We start from the raw sequence: 21,434 nt of genomic DNA on the forward strand, positions 1-21,434 counted from the left end.
CGAAAGTAACGTCATCCTCACGGTCGGAAGCGGCCGCACTCGCCAAGAACTCCGCGTTACATCGGAATTATTCTTCACCATTATACCGCAAGCTAATCCGTATCTCTACGGTGACATTGTCCGAGCTACCCCGGCACAACTCGTCGAACTCGGCTTTGAGTTGGACGCAGAAATGAAGCGCGAAGTCTTCCGTGTTGTACGCCCGCTAGTTACTCCGGCTCAAGTTCGCTACGTACTCGATCCGATCACAGGGAACTACATAGTTCGGTACGTCGGCACACGTCAGGAACTCGTCATACAGCCGCGGGCGTTCTCGAAGATAACCGGAGTCAGTCGGCGGTCACCACTCGGGAGTTTAACGCTATCAATGGACGTAATGAAGGAACTCGGATTCATCGTCGGGAAGGGAGGCGTGCAGATTGAACGCAGTAAGCAATTTATTAACTATGCGTAACATCGTACTATCGCGTAAGAACCGCAAACGTATTGTCGCAATTCTTAGGTTTATTTACGCTGTCGTGTTGATAGCGCGAGAGGTGTTGACGTAATGTCTTACTTGGAAATTTTCACGGATTATCGGCTGGGTTCCGAAACGACGGGCGAGGCGTTAATGATCGCGTTTCGGTTCTATGTTCTCGCGGTCGGCAACGTATTAGGGAGTCCGCATTTCACCGATGCCGAACGAATTGAGACGTTAAAAGAACTAGATACGGCATTTAACAACGTATTTCCGAATGGAGGCGTTTGAGTATGAATGGTATCGCTGTTCTCGAAAAGATCGTTATTTTGCACGTATGGGAAGACGATGACCTCGATTACGACATGAGCGAGGGCTTCCTCGTCAAACCGGGATACGCCGCTTTTGTACTGGAGGGAACCGTCTATCTATCGAAGGTTGAGCGGATATATCAGACGGGTATCAGTCGGTTTTATATCGAAAACCGAAACACGTCTAGCGTTAGACTCGCAACCAACGTCACGCGAGATCCGGCTGTAGTCATACCGGAGATCGTTACCAAACTGCAAGGCCGTGATGTCATCGAATGGTTGACGCAAGACGTCCTCAATCATATGGTCGGAGAGTTTCCGTTTCAGGTTCTCCGATGAACCTACGTTTTGTTCGAAATGACGCCAATCATTTCGGGCATTCAATGGGGAGGAGACGGTTTAATATCCTACCAGGTCGGCTGCCTCGCGCCAACGAGCGGTCAAATCTAATGTCCGTACTTTCCGACGCCAATCGGAGGGAACAATCGCTGAGTAACGCCAATTGCTCGGTAAACTTCGGTCGGTAGCGAAAGGACGCGCCAACGTCCCAACTACCGGCCGGCTTCGATAATTCCTACGTCCGGATACGGCAATATCCGTCAGGCAGGCGTAGTTCATATAGATTTTTTCACACTAGGACGATCGGCCGGTAAATCCGGTTCAGGCACCGGTCGTCTGCTTGTTATATCGAGTAATACGAACGTAGGTTCCATTGGTTTCAGAAATTGCAAAAAAGTTATTAGCGTGCCCCATTTTGGCGATTTTGTGTCCTTATCATATATAGGGGGAAAAATTCTCACAGGACTGTGCGGAATCAAAATTCGTTGTAGATAATACGGTATCCGATGTGCGAAACGGCCATCGACCAACGTGTTATCTATGACGGACGAAATAAATTTCCGCAAAAGTGTGTCACGAGAGGTTGAGCGGCGTTGAAGTAGGTGTAAGGCGGAAAACATTACGCTCAACTGTGTGAAACTCATTCCGCCGGAAACAAACGTAGTGTAAGTGTGCATAACGACGTCGCGTATTCGGTTAAGTAGGTAGACCGCGGTTAACCGCATCTCATAAAACCAAACGAAAAGGGAGCGATTTTATATGTTTATGAACATCAAACAACGCAAAAACGGAAAAACAACGGTGTATATCTATACAGGATACGCAAGCGATACCGTCCTGTCTGATATCCTATCCCAAAGCAGAAACGCAGGTGTGTCGATACGTCCGCTACGTTCCGGCAAAATTGCTATTGATATTCGTAACACGCCTGAAGGAATACGTTTGGTTACTGAACTCCTCCGGAAGTACGGTGACTATGAGGAGGCGGTATACGCAGCGTATGAGGCAGAAGACCAACGGCTAAGGGAAAGCGGTCTCTACCTTGTTTCGGAAAGATGAATAACATTAAATGCGGCGGCTCCGTTGTGGGCTGCCGCTCAATTATTTTACGGGAGGGAGGTACGCCATGGAACCGGGAGAAGGCGCAGTCGATTACGCAAAGTCATTAACGGAAGGGCTGACGCGAGAGGAAGCCGCTTCTATTATACATACCATAATGATAGGACCGTTTGAGGACCCGCGTGTTAAACGGTGTGCTGTCTGCGGATATCCATTTTACGATAGAACAAGAAACAGGTGGGCGGAGGTATGTGGACCATCGTGCAAGACAGTTCGTAAATCGGCGCAGAGAAGGGAGCAACGCCAAGTCAAATCGGGACGAAGCGTCTCAATTAAGACGAATAAACCAATACGTTATCTGTGGTGGTTGGAGTATCCATATTGGACGTCGGAACGCTGGATGAACTCACATGTCGGAAGCTACGAGCGTCCACACGATCCAGACAAGTTGTTGACTATAGCTGCGGCCAAACAACGATATGAGATGATGGGCGGACGGCGGAAACCCGTGCGGAAGGCTGAATATTAGGTGGCGACATTCTCCTATATATGAGAGAACCGCGTAAATTCCTCCGTTTTATGGTTGTTTTTTTAGAGGTTTCATGACTATATACATTGAGGAAGTAGAACGCTGCGGATAAAATCCGAATGTCTTTTTCAATTGTGAATTTTGTGTGACTTTTTTAGTTTGTACCCTGTATTTTCTGTCGTTTTGCGGCTATACGTTATGAGGGAGTAGAATGTTGCGGGTACACTCGCGAATCTCTTTCTAATTGTGAATTTTATGTGAACATTCAGTCTTTCACCCTGTTTTTTATGCCTTTAGTTATCCTCTTGTTATGAGGAAACTTTTTAGGTTGAGGTTGTTTTTCTTGTAATTTCAAAGACATATACGTAGAAGTAGAATCGCTCTCGTGTCGATTGCCTAACGACATGACGGCGATCTTTTTATTTACACTACACGCAAGAAATCTTGCGCAATTAAAGGAGGCTGACGTAATGATTATCGACTTTACCACCGTCAAAAAGCTGCGGCTGATCTACCGTCTATCCCTTGCGGAAATGGCGGCCTTACTCGGCGTGTCCGAATCGCATCTATGGCGCGTGGAGAAAGGAGAACGCCCGATTAATGAAACGATGCGCCAGCGCTGTGTTGAGGAACTCGAACTTACGTCCGATAAATTAACGCGCCTACTCGATATGTACCAGGATACGTTACTACCGGGAAAGTAGACGCTACAACGGTAGATATGACGTGCTCATTCGCTTTACCTTCCGCGTCGCTACGCTCCTGCGGACATCCGCCCCTACCGGGACGTCTGTACATATTCTAAACGCGAGAAAGACTTTGGTAGAGATACACTTTCATCGTGCCATCTTTTGGGCGCGGTGAGGCAACGACCGAAGGGAGGCGGCAGCATGGTGTTATGGTATATTCACATGTATTCTGCGCGTCCAAGAAGAAAAAAAGAATAAGACTTACTATAGGGATAGAATCTCCGAAAAGTCGATAAAAACAGAGGAAAGCCGCGCCAGACGTGGGTTTTTAGCCTCTAATCACCAAAAATTTATGTAACTGAAAAGCATGATATCTTGCCGATTTTGTAACTGAAAAGCATGATATTTTTTATCTGGGAGGGGTAACATGAGCAATTCTGATAAAAGATCACGTGCCAATCGAGTTTGGAGAAACCTACCGCAAAAGACGAAGGGGGCTGCGATCGTAGCGCAGGAGCGTGCCGATAAACTGCTAGCAGAAGCCGGACTTTCCTCTACGATTGACACAGTCATCCGGACAACTGAGGCGCAGGCACGCGGGGCGCGTAACGTCACAGTACTCGGCCAATGGGCGGAGGAGCACGGCGGTTTTGTGTTCGCGCTCTTTAAAGGCTGCGAAACATTTATCGAGCGGTTCCCGTCGCTCAGTCAATCCGATTATGCTCGTGTAATGTTCCTCGGGACTTATACGAGTTACGACGGCGGCAGGCTCCAGCACGACAACGGGCGGCCCATTAAACGCGCCGGCCTTGCCAATCTCCTCGGCATGCACCGTGTTAGATACTCCGAACTACACAGGAAGCTGGTCGCGGAATCAATCATCTCGGAGGACGAGGAGACCGGGGACTTATACATGAACCCGTCAATATTCTATCGTGGCGAGATCAAGAAAGAGAACACATACGATCTTTCCGAGTACCGCTATATCTGTATGTTCCGCAATACTGTACGCGGCTTGTATGAGACTTACGGAAAAGGCCGTGAAGTCAAACAATTAGCGATCCTCTACGCGGTGCTTCCGTTTATCAACTTCAACACTAACATCGTATGTTTTAATCCTGAAGAGACGCAGGAAGACCGGCTGCAACCGATGGACGTCGAGAGACTCGCGGCATTACTCGGTTATAAGGACGCGCAGAAACTTCGCAAAGCACTCGACGCGGTTAAGCTCAACGGCAAGAACGTTTTCCTGCTCGTGCCCGACGTCCATGATAAACGGAAGCGCCGGGTTATAGTTAATCCGCGTGTTGTCTTCGCAGGGTCAGCGGAAAAGCTGACGGCGATTAAAGTTCTCTTCAATTAAAAACGCATCACCAAGGCGGCCCGAATTTCGAGGCGGCTTATTTGTCGTGCTTTCAGGAGGTGAAACAGATTAGCGCTAAAGATGACGCGAAAGCCTATTGCCCGTATTTCAAACCGGATTCAAGCTGTGTGCTACTCCACGCGATGGCGAAAACGGATAGGCGCTGCAAGGTGTGGCGCGGAGACTCTTCAATCCCGTGTCGCTATCTAAGTACGCAGGTTGCTAGACGATAATGAGGAGGCAACGAGTATGAAAACCAAATCACTAAACGTGAGGCACACGCTAATTAAAGTTGGCCCTCAATGTAACGAGCGTGTCGAAATATTCCGCGAAGGCCAGGCGGAGCCCATTCACGTACTGGATCGGGCGTTTCCCGTTCAATTTGGGGACGAGGTCGAATGCGCAATCCAAAGCCTGACGTTCGGCGGAGTCGTTGCGAGAAAGCTGACGAAGAAGGACGAGGCGATCGAGTACGAGTCGAATGTGCCGGAGGCTGTTGCGCTATACCTAGCCGCAGAGGAGGCGATTTGATGAAAGCGACCGTTTATCAGCATGTGTATGTATCAGGCGACAAGACGATGACGCTCGTTATTCTCGCGGACGAGAACGGCAGCGTCATAGATCGCCATAACGTAACTTACGAAGCTTATCCGCTTATTGACGTTGCTTGGTCTAATTTTGAGCATGTGACGCGCATAGTTCATCGATGCCTCGGAGCAGATATCGTCGACTATCACTGCAATGTACTCGGCCATTATCACCTTACCAAAAGAGGGAGCGGATATGGTCGCAAGCTTGTACAAAATCGGCTGACGGGAAAGCAGAGTACAAAGATATCATGGTCAAACGCGACGGAGGAAGAACAAGAGGAGGAATCAGCGTGAGTAAATTCATCAATTCAAAAACGTGGACAGGCGGCATCGGTACGGGTGATGAGATCGCCAACATCGGCCCGTCACTCGGATATAGTCGCCGCCAGTCGGACGAGCCAGCGAAGGTAAAACGTAAATCCGGTGTAGTTTCGTACTTTAGCGATCGCGGCTACGGATTCATTTCGTCCGGTGAGGATCGCGTGTTCTTCCACATAGCCGACTGCGAATCTTTCGATACGGCGGAAGTACCGGTCGGCTTGCGCGTGAGTTACGTGCTAACGGAAGGTAGGGGCGGCAAGCCTGCGGCGAAGGACGTACAAGCAAACTAAACTAAAAGGGGAAATGAACAATGACAACTTACAACGATACTATCCAAAAAGTAAAAGATTTGATTTATGGAGATGGCTCCATCATAGCCTCTCATGATATCTTCACCCGTGTAAAAAAAGAGGTTAAAGAAGCGCAAGAAGACCCGACTTTATCGGGCATAGGCATCGCACAAAAGGCGCGCGGAATACGCGAAAAAGGGGCTGTCGAACTGGCAAAGATTATCCGCGCCAATAAAGCCGCTATAGATGCCGAGTTGGACGTAGCGGAAAAGAGCGTTCGCGCTGTGATTAGCGCTCCGAATCCCCAACCGTCCGCCGAGCAATTACGGGAGTTCACCGATAAGTACGGCTCTCTAAAAACGGAATTGCTCGTATTCAATAACAAACGCGCTGCCCAACAGCTCCTAGAATTTATGGAGGACATCCGCGATCCGTACATTGCCAAAATCATCGTAGACGACTTTGCAAATACCGGGGTCGAGCTGAACAAACACATAACCGATCCGTTACGATTGCGGACTTCATATGAGCAAATAAAGGCTACGGCAGAGACTGACGCGAAGACACAGGCAAGACAGAATCTTGACGAGATTGCTCGACTTAGGGCTGCGCAGCCTGTTAACTCAATGGTCCGATTAGGAGCCGCCCCTACATTGGGCGAAGAACTCACGGACAAGGTGTTGCGGGATCACGAGTCGTTTTTACAAGTACATGGAGAGTGACCGGATAGTAGAGAGGATGGTTTAAATGGTTAAATTACCGCAGAAAGTACAAGACGCAATTAAAGCGTATCATGACGTCAAGGCACAGATAGACAGGGTAGTGGAGGCTCATTATTCCCATGCCGTCGAGCTGTCTACAGAACTCGAAAAAACCAACGCAGAACTTCGGAAAGCGGGGGACGCAACGCTAGACGATCCGACACCCAGAAATGTACATCGTGAGGCCGAGTTGCAACGTAAGGTTGCCGAACTCACCAGTGATCTCGCGGCGGCCAAAGCACGAGCGTCTAAGGCGTCCGTACGGTCATCCGATGAGAGGAGCGCACTTGCGGAAGTGGCAATGCGTACCGGGCGGGCTGAGGCGCTGGACTATTTCCAACGACATTATGACGATAAATTGAGAGCAATTGAGGATGCCAAGTATGTGTATTTGAGGGCGCTCTTAGACTTGTATACTCTGAAAAAAGATGCATCTGATATCTACAAGAATACCGTAGAGGCGACAGAGCCCGGTCGAGAGAAATGGGAAAACCGGCCCAGCTTTCCGGAAACGGCGTTGCACTGGCGCGGAGGCGGACGTCAGGTGTGGGGGATTTCCGATATGGAGATCACGAGGGCATACAATTACGGCAAGATACTTCGGACAAGCGTAGCGCCTGGCAGAGAAATCGAATAGCGATAGCACGGAGGTCCTTCGGGGCCTCTTTTTGTTTCCCAAAAATACCATACGGAGGCTGATTATATGACAACAAGCAGACTTGAAGCGTTACTCGGAGCCACTACGGATTTACAGGAAGGCGTGTATATTCCGCGTTTGGGTACGGACTTCATCGTCAAAGCACTAGACGAGGATATGCTCGAAAAAGCTCGCGCACAGGCAACGACGGGTAAGGACGGCAGTGTCGACGAGTCGCTATTTAACCGTTTGCTCATCTCAAAAGCCGTAGCTGATCCGGATCTTAACGATAAGGCGCTAAGGGACCATTACGAAGCTTCCGACGCAGCCGACGTCGTTAAAAAGGCGCTGTTACCCGGGGAACAATCCCGCATCGTACAAGCGTTGCTGAGACTGTCCGGATTCGTGGGAGACGCGGAGCTTATCCAAGACGCAAAAAACTAATCAAGTCGGGCGGAGAAGCTTACGTGCTGCATGAAATCTTTCAGCGTCACGGCATCCCGCCCGACGAGGTTTACGCGAAAGACCGGAGACACCGGATGTTTATGTACGCGTCGATGATGCTCCAGTTCGAACGGGAAGCGAAGGCGGCGCAACAAAGATAAAGGGGGAATACGAATGAGCAAGTCTAAACTACCGGACAGCGTTCTCGCAGATATGGAGCGCGTAACGCCCATAATTCGGTTGATTGAATCGGTCTTAACGCACAAGCGTCCCGGTTCGTATGATTTCGCAGATAGTTTTCCTGAGCAGGCAGCGATATGGAACGAAGTGGCCGCAAAGTTTGAAGCTTCAGACATGGTGCGTGTACAAGCAATGGGCTTCCGCATGAGGAAGCTACTTCCCGCGATCGACGACGTAGACGAAGCTGTCCGGGCTGGAAAAGGCGTAGTAGGACCGGCTATGGCGGTTTACAAGGTGTTGGGACTCCTGGTGCGTGCGATCGAAAGGACGGCGATTTAAATTTCATTCGATCTGGTAGGACACTTACGTTTAGTAGATGACTTGAGCCGCCCGCTACGTAAGGCATTCGGTAATATGACGAAATTTGGCGTGGCAGCAACGGGGATTGGTGTTGCGACTACGGGGATTGCTTTCGCGGCGGATTCCGTTAAAAAAGCGATGGATTTCGAGTCGCAGATGAAGACGGTTCAGGCGTTAACAGGCGCGACCGACGAGCAAACGAAAGCCATGCAACAACTCGCGCTCGAGCAGGGGGCGTTAACAAAATATAGCGCGCTCGAGGCCGCACAAGGGATCGAGGAGCTTCTGAAAGCGGGCATGTCCACCGCGCAGGTCCAAGCGGGCGGACTTAACGCAGCGCTCAACCTCGCAACAGCGGGCGGACTCGGCCTAGCGGAGTCTGCGGAAATTATGTCGACCGCGCTTAACTCGTTTAAGAAAGACGGCTTAACTGCGGCGCAGGCTGCTGATATCTTGGCGGGCACAGCGAACGCCTCAGCTACGGACGTACACGATTTACGATATTCCCTAGCTGAGGTTGGCTCCGTAGCTGACGGTGTTGGTATGTCGTTTAGAGATACGAATACGGCGCTCGGTTTGTTTGCGAATAATGGTCTGAAAGGGGCATCCGCAGGTACATCGCTGAAGACGATGCTATCGAACCTGACTCCCATGACTGATAAGGCATACGGCTTGTTCGAGGACTTCAACTTACTGACTGTTAATACTACGGATGCTCTGGCGTTCATGTCCAAAAAGGGAATCAAATCTACGGGAATGTCTGTACAGGCGGTTACGAAGGACATCGAGAAATACGTTGCAGCTCAGACGGGGCTCAAGGTTGGGACGGCTAAGTCGGCAAAGGAAACGAAGAAGTTCCTGACAGCGAGTAACCTCATTCACTCCGCGTTCTACGATAATAAAGGCGAGATTAAAGACCTGGCACAGGTAGCGGATTTGCTGAGAAATCGGTTCAGTAAATTAACCGCTGAACAGCGTCAAACCTACATGTATGATATGTTCGGGTCCGATGCGATTCGTGCGGGTAACTATCTATTCAAAGAGGGTGCGGCCGGCGTTAAGAAATTCCAACAAGAGATGGCGAATGTCACCGCATTACAGGTCGCAACCAAGAAGATGGATAACGCAGCTGGTGCGGTCGAGCAGTTCCAGGGCGCGATTGAAACGTTGCAAATATCTGCGTTGCTTCCGACGATGCCGATCTTAAAACGACTGGCGCAAGCTGCCGCAGACTTCGTCGTTAAGTACACTCCGCAGATTACCGCAGCGGTAGAGAGCGCAGTAACAACCGCTAAAACGTTCCTCAAGGATAACTTTATTAATAACCCTGAGTTTACGAAGCTTCCAGACATTAAAAGTAAAGTCGCGTTCGCCTTCGAAAAGATAGAAAAGGCGTTCTCCAATTGGTGGAATGGTGGGGGGCGAGACGCTGTAGAGAAATTGACAGCACAGGTCGTTCAGTTCATGGCATCGTCTCTCGAAGCAGCCGTACCAACGTTTGTGAGTGTCGGGTTAAAACTTGGGTCTGGATTAATTGACGGGATACAGAAAGCGATCGCTAATGACCCTATCGCTAGTGCGGTGCTTAACGGTGGTGGCGGGGCAATAGTCGGAGGTTTATTTGGTCCTGGTGGTGCACTCGCGGGGGCTGCAATAGGAGCAGGGGGCGGTGCATCTAATGTTTACATTGGTCAGGGAGCGAAGTCTCTTGGATCGAGCGACGCTGTGAATGGATTCTTTGACTGGACGAATAAGCACTTGCCTACGTGGATGGGCGGTGTTCCAGACGACCAGTTGGCGGCACATAATGCGGAGCGGCGGAAAAAGCTTGGCAATAAGCACGCGGGCGGACTTGACCGGGTACCTATGAACGGTTATCCCGCTACACTTCACCGTGATGAGGCGGTCTTAACGAAGCACGAAGCATCCGAATGGCGCGACCAGCAGCGTGGTAAGGGTGGTTCAGGAGGCGTGAACATATATCTCGGCGGAGTCACGATTAACAATGATTCTGACATCGAGGTACTGTGTGGGCGGCTTGTAAAGGCGCTGTCACGTGCTTAAACTTACGGGCGTGCTTCGGCTCGCTCTTTTACTTACGAAAGGGGATATGATTGTATGAACGGCGTCACACGTTTAACGGAGCGCATACGTAAACTCCGTATTGAACAAGGGTTAGACCCGTACCCGAAACCATTACCCGAGCTCGTCAGCACTCCGCTGGCGCTCGCTATAATTGACCGACTCAAACCTTTTACCGCGATCATGGTCAAGTACGCGCGGATACTGGCCGAGGGCGAGGTTACACGTATTGATACGGATAGACTATCTCAATACGTGGTTTATGCGAAGCTACTGAAACACGCGGGGGAGAAGCTTTGCAGCATACCGGGCTTGGGCGTTGAGCTGTCTCTTGGAGTTATTAACCGCGTAAACAACGCAATAGACGAGGATAAGCTGGATACACTCGACATTAATACTCAAGTGCGGAGCCTTCATATTGCGCTCAATTGGTTGACGAGTAGGGACACATTGAAAAAGGCGGAAGCGTTTAGCGATGAGGAAACGTTTCAAGCCGCAATAGCTGATGTGAGGAAGCGTATAGAGGAGGAGTCCGAATGAGTTCACAGCGTATACGACTGGAGGAACAGCTTACACCGCAGCAGCAACGAGCCGCGCAATTACTCGTATCTAACGAGTGGGGCGAACTACTTTCCGACGGTGGAAAGAAGCGCACAATGCAGGAGCTTGCGGACGAACTCGGCATAGCGCGTTCGACGTTGTACGAGTGGAAGGCGCAGACGACGTTCGCTGCCTACGTCAACTACTTAGCCGAGCGTCAACTTGATTCGATGCGGTCGACCGTGTACACTCAATTGATGAAAGCAATCATGGGCGGAAATAACGGTATGCCTTCCGTAAAGGCAATCGACCTGTTCATGCGTAGATACGGATTGCTAACGGATCGGACGGAGGTTGTCGATATGCGTGAAGAGGTCGAGAACAAACGTAGATCGGACGAAGCTATCCGCAAAGACATCGAAGAACTGGACCGAATGCTCGCGGGATAGTCCGACGATTCCGGACAGATAGCCCGTTTTACCTACACGAAGCTTCTGACGCACACCCGCCTTAAAACTCGGGGGTTGGCTGGCGCGGGAGCTTCCGTAGTAGCGGATTTAAGTGCCGCATCCTACGTTGGTTAAACGAGATATTTATGCATCTACCTCCATGCATAAATTACCAGCGTGTATACCCGTTAGGCCGCGCTGTTATGCGGTTTTCTCGCGTATTAACTGGAAATGTATATACGGTGTATACGGTACGTTTTCGTAGCTGTCCGTTAAACGTAGACGGGGCGCGGGATTCGGACGTTTACACAGGATTGCGGATTGCAAATTAACAATCTCCAGTGTATACACCCGTTGTATATTTATCCGGCACGTGGGCCAGTGCGTCCGAGTGTCCGATTCAAAAGCTAACGTAAATGAGTCGGTGAAAAACGCTGAGTAAACCGAAGACAGAGCGCTATGAGGATTAACCGCGTACCCCCAAGCGCCCCCTCGCGCGGCTCGGAATCTGGAGTACGAAAAATCCAGACAGTATTTTTTATCTCGGGGATAACCTAACATAACGATAAACTAAGCGCTTGTCTCTTCGGAGGCAGGCGCTTTTTCTTCGTTTATAGGCGTTGCGTTACGCCTTCCATTAGGGTAGAATACGATTAACGTGATTATGCGCTGTAGAGGCGTGTGATTAACAAGTAGTCATACGAATTAACAATCCTGTCCAACGCTCAAAAACGTTGATCTGACGCGGTTTTGGCCGAACGTGAGCCTAACGCCAGATTCACGATTCATAATCCGAATGCTGTAGCTACATGCGGCTGCGGTTCAAGCTTCCGTACGGCTACGGATGCCGGAAAACCGAACGAAGAGCCTTGTTAAGATAGTTTAAAAGGGTACAATGAAAATGAATTGTCTGCAAACCTTCATGATGGGGCGTTAAGAATTCGAAAATGTAAATCAAGACCTCCAGAACGGTATAGTCACGTACTATATTCGTCCTGGAGGTCTTTTTAATGTGTAAAGATTACTTTACTTAAGATCATTATCACTACGTATGGATTGGACCAATTTACTCAGGGCATTAAAAAACGCGAATACAACTGTAAAAAGTAAGAGAACTACGGGTTTAATTTCAATCTCCGAAAAGACACTATATAAAACTAAAAATGCAAAAAAGAGTACTGAGCTATTTACGTTTTGTTTTGTGTAAATAGATTTTATAAAATCCATCGTATCACTCTCCATTTTAATTATAAGAATTCAAAACATATACTATGAGTACCTCATTAATATAATAGAAGTTAACTCGGTATATATACCATATTGCGGATGATTTTTGAGAGAGAATATATGCGGATGTATTTAATGAACGACTTCTTATACATAAATTACAGTATTGCATACAAACATCCAGGACTTATCAAATAAAAAGTTCACATTATTTAAATTAGAGTTTTACTTCACTAAAATTTCAAGTATAGGAATTTACAATTACAATTCTGAGGGGGTGAAAGTATATATGAGCAATCCAGTTGGCTTAAAAAGAGTTGTCATGGTATATGGACTTGATGATAACCCTCATATGTATGAATTATTTGAGGGAGTTCTGTATGATCGTAGCTATTTTTTTTATCTTGAACATGGGATATTGTGTCTGCGGCATGTACGAAAGATAGATCAACCGGATCATCCATATCTTTATGTGGATGGGGAAAGTGGGGGCCTCCAACTAGCGAAGAATATACAGCGTGAGATTATGGAAGTCGTTACAGAACTGATCGAGCGTTTGCGTAGTAAGGATGGATTGGCGTTTTTACTGGATGAACTGCTATGGCTACATGGTCGAAGTCATATTGAACTTAACCTCGTAAAAAATAAAGGATGGTATATTTCTATTGAAAACCAACAACCTGTGGCTACATTATGCTTCTTTTGAGATAGAGTCTGTTAATATGGTTGCTGTATTCAGTGACGCTATTTATCAATCATTTCATTTTTCCATCAACATGATTTGTAACCTTCCCCCACGGAGTTGGCACTTAAGAATAAGAACACGAAAGAAAAGAGGCTAGGGACGTATGAGGGAGTGGGTTGAAAAGGCGCGGCTAGGGGATGCAGAAGCGTTCGGGCAGCTGATGCTGCATTTTCACGGAATGGCATATGCCGTGTCCTATGACATGCTGAAGGATGTCCATCTCGCGGAAGATGCCGTGCAGGATGCGTTCATAGAGGCTTATCAGAATCTGGAGAAGCTACAGAACCCGGCAGCTTTTCCAGGCTGGTTCAAGACTATTGTCGTAAGACAGTGCCAGCGGATGCTGCGTCGCAAGCATCATTCGATGCTTCCTCTGGATGAAGCTGTGCAGGTATCGGGAGGAGTACCGGGTTTGGCAGAAATTGCGGAGCGTAGAGAGGAGAGCCAAGTTCTGCAACAATCGGTGAAGGCACTGTCTGCCAAGCTGCGCGTGCCTCTGCGGCTGTTTTATTTTTACGGCTACTCTCTTCAGGAAATTTCCGATTATTTGGGCACTCCGGTCCCGACGCTTAAGAAGCGGCTGCACGATGCCCGCCGAAAATTGAAAGGTACACTCCCGGTGGCCGACCTCGTCTCCGTGTTCAATCATTTGTATGAGGGAGGGCAAAACATGCTACATATTGTTAACGGTGATGTTGTAGGTGACATGTTGAAGCAGGGTGTTGTACAAGGTGACGTGCTTGTATGGAGAGAGGTATATCCGGCAGGACCGATATTTGCAAATCCAGCGGGGGCGGAAGAACGGGCATTGCGGGCCAGGGTGTTGGAAGAAACGATGGGTATTCCGGCCAGCGAATATATTACGGCATGTGAGGAACAAGAGCAGAAACTTCGTGAATTTATCAAGTATGATGAAGTCGTATTGTGGTTTGAGCATGACCTGTTTGATCAGAGCATGCTCGCCTATCTGCTCCACTGGTTCAAGAGACAGAAACTGGGCCGCACGAAGCTGAGCCTACTCTGTATTGGGGAGTTTCCGGGAATCGAACGGTTTCATGGTCTGGGACAGCTCACTCCGGCACAGCTTCAGACATTATCCGGGACCTGGCGAACTATTGAACGGCAAGAAATGGAGCTCGGAAGCGAGCTTTGGCAGGCGTATGCTTCTCCTGATCCTGCTCAAATGGCTAATCTGCTGGAAGACAAGAAGGCAGAATTGGCAGCCTCCGGCCTGCCTTTTGCCTATGAAGCTTTCACAGCGCATCTCAAGCGGTTGCCCTCGGAGCGGAATGGTCTGGGCATTGTGGAACAGACCACGCTTCAGACCGTTCATAATGGAGTGGATACACCATTGAAATTATTTCGTCAGGTAACTGACATCCTGCATGTGCTCGGCATGGGTGATCTCGAATACTGGAAATTTATTCGTGCTTTGGCGCAAGGCGAACATCCTTTGCTGATCATTGACGGGGATGAGGTCGGCTTGGATTTCAGACAAATTCCAGATTTTCTGAACCGAAAGGTAATTCTGACAGAGTTGGGTAAAGAAGTACTGAATGGATCAGCGGACCGCATTGCAGTTCAAGGAATCGACGAGTGGTTTGGGGGGCTGCATCTCCATGGACATGAGGTTTCTTGGCGCTGGGATGATGTAGCCGGAGAATTGGTGGTCCGACATTGAACAAGCTGTAGCAGTAAATAGCTTAACGTGCGAAGGAGTTTTCCGTTTATGGAAAACTCCTTTTTATTTTTTTAAGTACACCATATTAAAACAAGAAAAAATCACCGGGAATAGGTTAGGAACTTAGCTATCTGGTCCAATGAATTGATTTTCCTGCATATGAAAAGACACCTCTTATAATATGATTTAAGTAATATTTAGGAAACATTATAGACCTGCCAAAATCTCGTTACCAATGCTTCTACTGCTTCGAATCTGTAAACAGCTCCTGCGCGGTCCGCACAAATAACTGTACAGCAAGTGAAGCATTGTGCAGGGACGGTACAGCTATACCGATTTGACGTGTGATCAGAGGCGAAGTTTCCTTGACGGTCAGATTATGAGGGAACGTGGACAAGGCAAGCGAAGAAACAATACCCATACCTAGTCCCTGTCGAACCATGCTGACCAAGGTGCTGATATTATGAGTAATGAACTGTGCCTGCAACTGACTTTGCTCGCGTTCAAAACCTTCCATAATGGCGACTTCATGTCCACCTTTACAAAAGATCATATCCTGCTGATTCAAGTCTCGAATGGCGATTTTATTGTGCGATTGCAAAGGGTGACCGTCTGGCAGGAGAATAACCATGTCATCCTGACATAATGGGATTACATCTACCTGAGGGTCTGGCAACAGGATGATACCCGCCTCGATTTCTCTGGTATGCACCCACTCCTTGACTTCATTCGTGGAGCCTTCATGTAGATCGAAAACAAGGTTCGGATAATGCTGACGAATATGATGAATAATCGGGGGCAGAAAATAGGCTGAAGCAGAAGGAAAGGCACCGATCGTGATTGTGCCCACGTCTAGACCTTTTTCAGCAGCCACCTGCTGCTGTACCTTTTCCATGCTTTGCAGCATCATACGAAATTCCAGCAGTACTTTGTGCCCGATATCGGTCAGCAGCACTCCTTTTTTTCGGTCGCGCAGCAATAGCTGGACATCCAGTTCGTTTTCGATGCTGGCGATGGCATGGCTGACCGCGGGCTGCGTCATATGCAGCTCATGGGCAGTTTGGGTGAAGTTTAGCGTTTCAGCTACGCGAACGAAGATCATAATTTGAGTAATGGTCATAAGTGAAAAGTTATCTCCCTTATTGAAAACATTCATTTTATTTATTAGTGACCACAGTATAAGCTAGTAAAGCAAAACTTTGCAAACGGCTATTCAGATTTTAGTCGTAAGCAATGAGCGATGAAAATCTAAGGGAGAGAAGACATCTATGAAAAAATTAACACCTAAAGCTACGCTGTGGCTTGTCTTGATATTAGTAATGGTATGGGGGATCAACTGGCCGTTGACCAAGCTGGCTCTGCCAGATACGCCGCCGATATTTTTTTCAGGAATCCGTACCCTACTGGGTGGTGTGATTCTGCTGTTGTTCGCTATGCGTAACCGGGAAACCTTACGCCTTAGACAGAATGGGTGGACTTATCTGGTGCTGGCCATATTTAATATTGCAGGCTACTATGGCTTACAGACGGTAGGGCTGCGTTATTTGCCTGCTGGGTTATTTTCCACTTTAGTATTCCTTCAGCCGATCCTGTTGGGATTATTCTCCTGGATGTGGCTAGGGGAGCGTATGTTTCCCCTGAAGGTGGTTGGACTGGTACTGGGTTTTGGCGGAGTGATCGTGATTAGCTCTGGTGGAATGGCAGGACATTTGTCTGTACTGGGCATTGTGTTGGGGCTAGCTTCAGGACTATGCTGGGCGCTCGGAACAATTTATATGAAGAAGAAAAGCAAGCAATTAGACTCCATTTGGGCGGTGACGATGCAACTCATTTTTGGGGGGATCATACTCAATGGCATTGGATTTACGACCGAGAAATGGAGTGACATTCACTGGACGACCTCCTTTATCGCAATTTTATTGTTTATTTCGATATTCGTGATTGCGATGGGCTGGATGATTTATTTTAAACTAATCGACAACGGAGATGCGGGAACCGTCGGCTCCTATACGTTTATGATACCGGTGTTGTCCACGGTCTTTAGTATGGTAATGCTCAAGGAATCACTTACTTTGACGTTTGTTGTGGGGCTGGTGCTGATTGCAGGTAGTGTGTATCTGGTAAATACAGCATCTCCCGGAAAACGGAGGAACCGAAGCTCCAAGGCTGATGAAACGAATTCCTGTACAAATGCATAGAAATACGGGATTAGGAAAAATATACTAGATTAACAGAGAGGAGAATAGTAAAATATGACTATATAAGTAGAGAGGAAGTTTGATATGGGAGAATTAAGCATTCATACTCAGTCTGTGGAGCCGCAACCACATTCTGTTCGTAAGCTCGCAGTTGTAGCAACAGTCATTTCAGGAGTAGCGGTACTAGGATGTATAGCCTTGACGGTATGGAATTATAATCTGAATACGAAGGTAAATACTTTAACTTTAGCGAACGCATCACTAAATAAGACAACACAAGCATTGGCGAAGCAACAAAACGATACAGAGGCGCTGCTGCAACGGGTTAGATTAGCAGCCAACCTGTCATCTATATCGCATCAATTGGAACAGACATCTGTCGTTACTGATGATTTTGTATTGGAAAAAGTGACCTTTGATGTAGCAGAGAACGGTACGTTGCAGGGTGTGCTTTTAAATGTGAATAATCAACCAAATCTTGGTTTTGGCGGTGCCTATCAAGGTTATGGTAAATATAATATGGCTTCTGCTACTTTGACGAAGAAGGCGGAGGAAGTCATAAATATAGCTATGAAAGAGTACGGTACATCTGACAAGCTTCCGCTATGGGATAAGAATACGAAGGTGGAATTGACGGTTCAAAATTATCCGCTTGGTAAGCGGGAAGGCGGCACTTTCAAACTCACCGGTCAGCAATAGGAGGAACCTATGAAGGATTTTGACGTAACCAAAGCCAAGTATGACCCAAAACAGGAAGAACAGGTGAAAAAGGGATTTTTCAAAAAGGTAAAGTCTACGGCTGGAAAAGTGCCCTTTTTGAAGGATGCTGTAGCCATGTATTATTGTGCAATAGATCCTGAAACGCCTCTTTATGCCAAAGGGGTAGCATTCGGAGCCTTGGCGTATTTTATTTCACCATTGGATGTGATTTCGGATGTTATTCCGATGCTAGGGTTCACGGATGATGCGGGGGTTGTGCTAGCAGCTTTGAAAGTGTTGGATATGCATATCAAGCCTGCCCATCGGGAGAAGGCGAGCGAATTTTTTTCTTAAGGATTGCAAGATGATGCGGGGGAGAAGGAATGGACAGATATACACCTACAGCGAGGGAACGCTGGCAGATGAAGCAGAGTGAGCCGCAGCAGCAAGGATGGCTGCTCGCTTTCTTTGGCTGGATTTTTGCAGGTTTGGGGTTCATATTTAGTTTTTTTGTCTTTGGAGGCTTGTTGGGGATCATAGGTCTTGTTTTCGGAATTTTGACTAGAAAGATGGAACAAAGAAACACGCAGGGTATCTTCATTATCGTAATCAGCTCCGTAGCTATTGGTATTGGACTATTGATTTTTATGATTTTTTTTGCGCAAGGTTTTGTAGAGGGTCTGAGAGAAGGGTATAATGAGCATTATTAGGTCAGGGAGGTAACAGCATTGAGCGTCATTATTTCACAGCAGATCTCGGCAACGGGCGTGAAGGAATATACGAAGGTGATGAAAACATTTGATTCCCAGTTTACACCTTTGGTTGGACAGAAAATCAGGGATACGGCATTTGGCGATATGCAATATTACGATGTCGAGGACGTATTTATTGATCTAGCGGAGAATGAATATTGGGTAATTCTACCTGCCGTTTTGCTGCATTCTGATGATATTGAGGATATACGAGACGCTGTGCGTGAGTATCGTTCACATGGTTGGGAATGTACGAAGCCTCTGTAAATGCATACCACTTGGGCATCTATACGGAAACGTCTTTCTTTTGCGAGATAGGCGTTTTTTTGTGTATTTGTGTATAAACTATTTCTAATTATTGGCATGAAAAGAAAGAATTTATGCTGAAAATGCGCAAATTGTATCATTTTTTATCATAAAACGACAAGTTGGGAAATGAAAACGGCCTTAATGTGTTATACTTAGTATATCAAAGGACAAGAGTCTAAAACGACCGGTAAGGCCCTTTCTTTGAAGAGCCTCTGAAAGGTTCAACGTTTATCCAAAATAAATGGTCAAAAGGAAAAGGGGAAATGCTAACGTGAGAGTGAATTTGAAATTTACTAACAAAGGGCAAGTTGCAGTTGAGAAGTTCAACAATGAGGAGCTTATCGAAATCTTTACCCGCTACATTAAAACGTTAAGCAAGAAGTATGATATCTCGGTTACCGTACCGGAGGATCTGAATGAGCAGATCTTGGCAGAGGGCACCGTGAAGGTCGTGTTGGATAAGATTAATTGTGACATGGACGCTTTTTTCAAGGAGCTGAGCCGGGATATCAAGGTGCCGCTGGTCAAAAGATTGGGTACCAAACTGGATAACGTATTTAAGACCGAGGTTGTGGAGCAGGAACAGAACTAAGAATAAGGATCAAGCGAGTCCGAATGAGGATTCGCCATATGAAATGATAAAACCTCCCGAATGGGGCGCACGGCTAGGCCATGTGCTCGTTCGGGAGGTTTTATATGTTTAAACTACTCTATTCAGCAGAAAAACATGCATGGCATGTCTGTCCCTTTTAACGTGTTGTTGTGGAAGTAGGGCGCAGTTGGGCTAAATCAAACGAAGGTACCAGCCCTTCCTGCGCAGCGCGACCAAGCAAAGCTTCGATGGCGGCATATCCGCTGTCGCCCAAATTGGCGGTAAAATCGTTAACATACAGGTCGATATGAGATTGGGCGACAGCGGGTGAAAGCTCCTGCGCATGAGACAATACATATTCACGCGAAGCTTCTGGATGCTTCCAAGCGTATTCGACAGAGGCGCGTATCCAGTTTGTGATCGCATCCAAATCCAGCGTACGTCGGGCAATAATGGCTCCGAGCGGGATTGGGAGCCCTGTATCTTCTTCCCACCAGTTCCCCAGATCGACTTGCTTACTAAGTCCGTAGGACGGATACGTGAACCGTGCTTCATGAATGACCAGCCCGGCATCTATCTCCCCGTCACGGACAGCAGGCATGATTTGGTCGAACGGCATCACGACGATCTCGCCGACACCCCCAGGCACATGCTTGGCTGCCCACAGGCGGAACAGCAGATAGGCAGTGGAACGTTCACTCGGAACGGCTACACGCTTGCCGGACAGGGCCTCCGGGCCTTCGACGGTGGAACCTTCCTTGGTCAGCACGAGCGGACCACACCCCCGACCTAGTGCGCCTCCGCAAGGCAGCAGGGCGTATTCATCCAGCACCCAAGGAAGTGCAGCATACGAAATTTTCATGATATCCAGTCCGTCTGGTGTGATCGCCAGATTGTTGGTGATGTCGATATCGGCAAATGTAATGTCCAGCGCGGGTGCGCCCGGAATCAATCCATGCGCCAGGGCATGGAAGACAAAAGTGTCGTTGGGACAAGGTGAAAAAGCAATTTGCATCTATATAACCTCCGTCAATGTAGAAAATGCGGCTTCCAACGCTTGCAAAGCCTCTTTGATCCGCCAGGCTGCACGGTCACGTGGACCGACAGCATTGGAAACCGTGCGGATTTCCATCGTCGGCAGTTCCAGTCTATTTGCCGCCACGGCTACGCCGTAGCCTTCCATCGCTTCGGCAGCAGCTCCGGGAACGCGCTTGGCCAGCCGTTCCGCTGTTGCCGCCGTACCGGTGGCTGTGGAGACGGTCAGGATCGGCCCCGCGACAGCCGTCTGTCCAGCGGCACGCAACGCCTGAACGAATCGCTGCGCGGTAGCAACGTTCACGGTAATCCGGCTTGAGCCGAAACCCAGCTCGTCCACGCTGCTGAAGCCCTCTGCCGTCTCTGCCCCCAGGTCGGCGGCAATGATCGCGTCAGCAACAACGACGCTCTCCAGTGCAGCGACCTCGACGAAGCCGCCACCAATTCCGGCGCTGATGACCAGACGGTAGTCACCGGCCGCCGCCAGTGCTAGCGCGGTTGAAGCCGCTGCGGACGGTGCGCCCACGCCAGCCAGCTCGACCACAAAACGGGTATCGCCTTTCAGGCCCCGCAGTACAGCTTCCCGTTCGGCTTCAACCGCGGTCATAACCAGGATGCGCCCATCTGATGTTGTATGCTCCATCGGTTGATTCCCCTTTAAATTTAGGTAATATGCTCCCTTATCATACTGCTTTTCGAAACGATGTTCAAAAAAAGTCGACAAAAAAAGCGCTCTGAGGCGCTTTTTGGAAAAACTGCAAGATTAGCAGATATGAAAAATCGATAGTTGTAAAC

The 21,434-nt window shown here is 48.3% G+C and carries 29 protein-coding genes and 1 pseudogene; 26 read left to right on the top strand and 4 right to left on the bottom strand.

Annotated features, from left to right (window positions below):
- The first annotated feature begins 172 nt into the window (after positions 1–172).
- The 3 genes from WA407_RS15530 to WA407_RS15540 all read left to right on the top strand — a co-directional run bounded on the left by WA407_RS15530 (position 173) and on the right by WA407_RS15540 (position 1,107).
- Positions 173–454, top strand: coding sequence for a hypothetical protein (locus WA407_RS15530; protein WP_336077716.1), 282 nt, complete (start codon positions 173–175; stop codon positions 452–454).
- A 93-nt stretch (positions 455–547) separates the two neighbouring features.
- Positions 548–748: a hypothetical protein gene (locus tag WA407_RS15535; RefSeq protein ID WP_336077718.1), complete on the top strand. Its 201-nt coding sequence runs from the start codon at positions 548–550 to the stop codon at positions 746–748.
- Positions 749–750: 2 nt separating this feature from the next.
- The gene (locus WA407_RS15540) at positions 751–1,107 is read left to right on the top strand and encodes a hypothetical protein (protein ID WP_336077719.1); all 357 of its coding nucleotides are present in this window, start codon (positions 751–753) and stop codon (positions 1,105–1,107) included.
- A gap of 60 nt (positions 1,108–1,167) precedes the next feature.
- On the opposite strand, the gene WA407_RS15545 is transcribed toward WA407_RS15540, so the two are convergent.
- Complete coding sequence (locus tag WA407_RS15545; protein ID WP_336077720.1) at positions 1,168–1,386, bottom strand: hypothetical protein; 219 nt, start codon at positions 1,384–1,386, stop codon at positions 1,168–1,170.
- Positions 1,387–1,872: 486 nt separating this feature from the next.
- On the opposite strand from WA407_RS15545, the gene WA407_RS15550 reads away from it, so the two are divergent.
- The 17 genes and pseudogenes from WA407_RS15550 (at position 1,873) to WA407_RS15630 (ending at position 15,054) form a co-directional block, all read left to right on the top strand.
- Positions 1,873–2,166 (top strand): hypothetical protein, encoded by a 294-nt coding sequence (locus tag WA407_RS15550; protein WP_336077721.1) that lies wholly within the window; start codon positions 1,873–1,875, stop codon positions 2,164–2,166.
- A 67-nt stretch (positions 2,167–2,233) separates the two neighbouring features.
- The gene (locus WA407_RS15555) at positions 2,234–2,695 is read left to right on the top strand and encodes a hypothetical protein (RefSeq protein WP_336077723.1); all 462 of its coding nucleotides are present in this window, start codon (positions 2,234–2,236) and stop codon (positions 2,693–2,695) included.
- 404 nt (positions 2,696–3,099) lie between these two features.
- Positions 3,100–3,399, top strand: a complete 300-nt coding sequence (locus WA407_RS15560) for a helix-turn-helix domain-containing protein (protein ID WP_336077828.1) — start codon at positions 3,100–3,102, stop codon at positions 3,397–3,399.
- 412 nt (positions 3,400–3,811) lie between these two features.
- Positions 3,812–4,747: a hypothetical protein gene (locus WA407_RS15565; protein WP_336077725.1), complete on the top strand. Its 936-nt coding sequence runs from the start codon at positions 3,812–3,814 to the stop codon at positions 4,745–4,747.
- A gap of 249 nt (positions 4,748–4,996) precedes the next feature.
- Positions 4,997–5,278 carry a hypothetical protein gene (locus WA407_RS15570; RefSeq protein ID WP_336077726.1) on the top strand — a complete coding sequence of 94 codons (282 nt, stop codon included), beginning with the start codon at positions 4,997–4,999 and terminating at the stop codon, positions 5,276–5,278.
- Positions 5,278–5,631, top strand: coding sequence for a hypothetical protein (locus tag WA407_RS15575; protein ID WP_336077727.1), 354 nt, complete (start codon positions 5,278–5,280; stop codon positions 5,629–5,631). The genes WA407_RS15570 and WA407_RS15575 overlap by 1 nt, the downstream gene beginning before the upstream one ends.
- Complete coding sequence (locus tag WA407_RS15580) at positions 5,628–5,948, top strand: cold-shock protein (RefSeq protein WP_336077728.1); 321 nt, start codon at positions 5,628–5,630, stop codon at positions 5,946–5,948. The genes WA407_RS15575 and WA407_RS15580 overlap by 4 nt, the downstream gene beginning before the upstream one ends.
- Before the next feature lie 20 nt (positions 5,949–5,968).
- Positions 5,969–6,670, top strand: coding sequence for a hypothetical protein (locus tag WA407_RS15585; RefSeq protein WP_336077729.1), 702 nt, complete (start codon positions 5,969–5,971; stop codon positions 6,668–6,670).
- 229 nt (positions 6,671–6,899) lie between these two features.
- On the top strand, positions 6,900–7,346 hold the full coding sequence (locus tag WA407_RS15590; protein WP_336077730.1) for a hypothetical protein: 447 nt from the start codon (positions 6,900–6,902) through the stop codon (positions 7,344–7,346).
- Positions 7,347–7,412: 66 nt separating this feature from the next.
- On the top strand, positions 7,413–7,790 hold the full coding sequence (locus WA407_RS15595; RefSeq protein ID WP_336077731.1) for a phage tail assembly chaperone: 378 nt from the start codon (positions 7,413–7,415) through the stop codon (positions 7,788–7,790).
- Between the two features lie 174 nt (positions 7,791–7,964).
- Complete coding sequence (locus tag WA407_RS15600) at positions 7,965–8,309, top strand: hypothetical protein (protein WP_336077732.1); 345 nt, start codon at positions 7,965–7,967, stop codon at positions 8,307–8,309.
- A gap of 75 nt (positions 8,310–8,384) precedes the next feature.
- Positions 8,385–10,394, top strand: a complete 2,010-nt coding sequence (locus tag WA407_RS15605) for a phage tail tape measure protein (RefSeq protein ID WP_336077733.1) — start codon at positions 8,385–8,387, stop codon at positions 10,392–10,394.
- A gap of 54 nt (positions 10,395–10,448) precedes the next feature.
- Positions 10,449–10,952, top strand: coding sequence for a hypothetical protein (locus tag WA407_RS15610; RefSeq protein WP_336077734.1), 504 nt, complete (start codon positions 10,449–10,451; stop codon positions 10,950–10,952).
- Entirely contained in the window at positions 10,949–11,401 is a 453-nt protein-coding gene (locus tag WA407_RS15615; RefSeq protein WP_336077735.1) for a phBC6A51 family helix-turn-helix protein, read from the top strand. Before WA407_RS15610 ends, WA407_RS15615 begins: the two co-directional genes overlap by 4 nt.
- Positions 11,402–12,178: 777 nt before the next feature.
- Positions 12,179–12,277: pseudogene (locus WA407_RS15620) on the top strand (iron-sulfur cluster assembly accessory protein); the annotation flags it as partial.
- A 640-nt stretch (positions 12,278–12,917) separates the two neighbouring features.
- Positions 12,918–13,334 (top strand): hypothetical protein, encoded by a 417-nt coding sequence (locus WA407_RS15625; protein WP_336077736.1) that lies wholly within the window; start codon positions 12,918–12,920, stop codon positions 13,332–13,334.
- A 142-nt stretch (positions 13,335–13,476) separates the two neighbouring features.
- Positions 13,477–15,054 carry a sigma-70 family RNA polymerase sigma factor gene (locus WA407_RS15630; protein WP_336077737.1) on the top strand — a complete coding sequence of 526 codons (1,578 nt, stop codon included), beginning with the start codon at positions 13,477–13,479 and terminating at the stop codon, positions 15,052–15,054.
- Positions 15,055–15,295: 241 nt separating this feature from the next.
- Here the strand turns inward: WA407_RS15630 and WA407_RS15635 are convergent, their stop codons facing one another.
- Positions 15,296–16,174 carry a LysR family transcriptional regulator gene (locus WA407_RS15635; protein ID WP_322160397.1) on the bottom strand — a complete coding sequence of 293 codons (879 nt, stop codon included), beginning with the start codon at positions 16,172–16,174 and terminating at the stop codon, positions 15,296–15,298.
- Positions 16,175–16,322: 148 nt separating this feature from the next.
- On the opposite strand from WA407_RS15635, the gene WA407_RS15640 reads away from it, so the two are divergent.
- The 6 genes from WA407_RS15640 to WA407_RS15665 all read left to right on the top strand — a co-directional run bounded on the left by WA407_RS15640 (position 16,323) and on the right by WA407_RS15665 (position 19,604).
- Positions 16,323–17,252, top strand: coding sequence for a DMT family transporter (locus WA407_RS15640; RefSeq protein WP_235308427.1), 930 nt, complete (start codon positions 16,323–16,325; stop codon positions 17,250–17,252).
- Between the two features lie 84 nt (positions 17,253–17,336).
- Complete coding sequence (locus WA407_RS15645; RefSeq protein WP_235308428.1) at positions 17,337–17,951, top strand: hypothetical protein; 615 nt, start codon at positions 17,337–17,339, stop codon at positions 17,949–17,951.
- Positions 17,952–17,960: 9 nt separating this feature from the next.
- Positions 17,961–18,305, top strand: a complete 345-nt coding sequence (locus WA407_RS15650; protein ID WP_235308429.1) for a YkvA family protein — start codon at positions 17,961–17,963, stop codon at positions 18,303–18,305.
- Between the two features lie 29 nt (positions 18,306–18,334).
- A complete protein-coding gene (locus WA407_RS15655; protein WP_254326715.1) occupies positions 18,335–18,661 on the top strand; it encodes a hypothetical protein in 327 nt (108 codons plus the stop codon).
- Between the two features lie 18 nt (positions 18,662–18,679).
- Positions 18,680–18,970 carry a hypothetical protein gene (locus WA407_RS15660; RefSeq protein WP_013311821.1) on the top strand — a complete coding sequence of 97 codons (291 nt, stop codon included), beginning with the start codon at positions 18,680–18,682 and terminating at the stop codon, positions 18,968–18,970.
- Positions 18,971–19,283: 313 nt separating this feature from the next.
- On the top strand, positions 19,284–19,604 hold the full coding sequence (locus WA407_RS15665) for a hypothetical protein (protein ID WP_014277849.1): 321 nt from the start codon (positions 19,284–19,286) through the stop codon (positions 19,602–19,604).
- A 157-nt stretch (positions 19,605–19,761) separates the two neighbouring features.
- On the opposite strand, the gene WA407_RS15670 is transcribed toward WA407_RS15665, so the two are convergent.
- Positions 19,762–20,619, bottom strand: a complete 858-nt coding sequence (locus WA407_RS15670) for a 1,4-dihydroxy-6-naphthoate synthase (RefSeq protein WP_336077738.1) — start codon at positions 20,617–20,619, stop codon at positions 19,762–19,764.
- Positions 20,620–21,282: a futalosine hydrolase gene (locus WA407_RS15675; RefSeq protein ID WP_336077739.1), complete on the bottom strand. Its 663-nt coding sequence runs from the start codon at positions 21,280–21,282 to the stop codon at positions 20,620–20,622.
- Positions 21,283–21,434: the final 152 nt, after the last annotated feature.

Source organism: Paenibacillus sp. 203, from assembly GCF_037027525.1.
GTDB lineage: Bacteria > Bacillota > Bacilli > Paenibacillales > Paenibacillaceae > Paenibacillus > Paenibacillus polymyxa_B.

Coding starts and splice junctions, on each gene's coding strand:
- WA407_RS15530 (WP_336077716.1), top strand. CDS start 173: ATGAAGCGCGAAGTCTTCCGTGTTGTACGCCCGCTAGTTACTCCGGCT.
- WA407_RS15535 (WP_336077718.1), top strand. CDS start 548: ATGTCTTACTTGGAAATTTTCACGGATTATCGGCTGGGTTCCGAAACG.
- WA407_RS15540 (WP_336077719.1), top strand. CDS start 751: ATGAATGGTATCGCTGTTCTCGAAAAGATCGTTATTTTGCACGTATGG.
- WA407_RS15545 (WP_336077720.1), bottom strand. CDS start 1,386: ATGAACTACGCCTGCCTGACGGATATTGCCGTATCCGGACGTAGGAAT.
- WA407_RS15550 (WP_336077721.1), top strand. CDS start 1,873: ATGAACATCAAACAACGCAAAAACGGAAAAACAACGGTGTATATCTAT.
- WA407_RS15555 (WP_336077723.1), top strand. CDS start 2,234: ATGGAACCGGGAGAAGGCGCAGTCGATTACGCAAAGTCATTAACGGAA.
- WA407_RS15560 (WP_336077828.1), top strand. CDS start 3,100: ATGACGGCGATCTTTTTATTTACACTACACGCAAGAAATCTTGCGCAA.
- WA407_RS15565 (WP_336077725.1), top strand. CDS start 3,812: ATGAGCAATTCTGATAAAAGATCACGTGCCAATCGAGTTTGGAGAAAC.
- WA407_RS15570 (WP_336077726.1), top strand. CDS start 4,997: ATGAAAACCAAATCACTAAACGTGAGGCACACGCTAATTAAAGTTGGC.
- WA407_RS15575 (WP_336077727.1), top strand. CDS start 5,278: ATGAAAGCGACCGTTTATCAGCATGTGTATGTATCAGGCGACAAGACG.
- WA407_RS15585 (WP_336077729.1), top strand. CDS start 5,969: ATGACAACTTACAACGATACTATCCAAAAAGTAAAAGATTTGATTTAT.
- WA407_RS15595 (WP_336077731.1), top strand. CDS start 7,413: ATGACAACAAGCAGACTTGAAGCGTTACTCGGAGCCACTACGGATTTA.
- WA407_RS15600 (WP_336077732.1), top strand. CDS start 7,965: ATGAGCAAGTCTAAACTACCGGACAGCGTTCTCGCAGATATGGAGCGC.
- WA407_RS15605 (WP_336077733.1), top strand. CDS start 8,385: ATGACGAAATTTGGCGTGGCAGCAACGGGGATTGGTGTTGCGACTACG.
- WA407_RS15610 (WP_336077734.1), top strand. CDS start 10,449: ATGAACGGCGTCACACGTTTAACGGAGCGCATACGTAAACTCCGTATT.
- WA407_RS15615 (WP_336077735.1), top strand. CDS start 10,949: ATGAGTTCACAGCGTATACGACTGGAGGAACAGCTTACACCGCAGCAG.
- WA407_RS15625 (WP_336077736.1), top strand. CDS start 12,918: ATGAGCAATCCAGTTGGCTTAAAAAGAGTTGTCATGGTATATGGACTT.
- WA407_RS15630 (WP_336077737.1), top strand. CDS start 13,477: ATGAGGGAGTGGGTTGAAAAGGCGCGGCTAGGGGATGCAGAAGCGTTC.
- WA407_RS15635 (WP_322160397.1), bottom strand. CDS start 16,174: ATGACCATTACTCAAATTATGATCTTCGTTCGCGTAGCTGAAACGCTA.
- WA407_RS15640 (WP_235308427.1), top strand. CDS start 16,323: ATGAAAAAATTAACACCTAAAGCTACGCTGTGGCTTGTCTTGATATTA.
- WA407_RS15645 (WP_235308428.1), top strand. CDS start 17,337: ATGGGAGAATTAAGCATTCATACTCAGTCTGTGGAGCCGCAACCACAT.
- WA407_RS15650 (WP_235308429.1), top strand. CDS start 17,961: ATGAAGGATTTTGACGTAACCAAAGCCAAGTATGACCCAAAACAGGAA.
- WA407_RS15655 (WP_254326715.1), top strand. CDS start 18,335: ATGGACAGATATACACCTACAGCGAGGGAACGCTGGCAGATGAAGCAG.
- WA407_RS15670 (WP_336077738.1), bottom strand. CDS start 20,619: ATGCAAATTGCTTTTTCACCTTGTCCCAACGACACTTTTGTCTTCCAT.
- WA407_RS15675 (WP_336077739.1), bottom strand. CDS start 21,282: ATGGAGCATACAACATCAGATGGGCGCATCCTGGTTATGACCGCGGTT.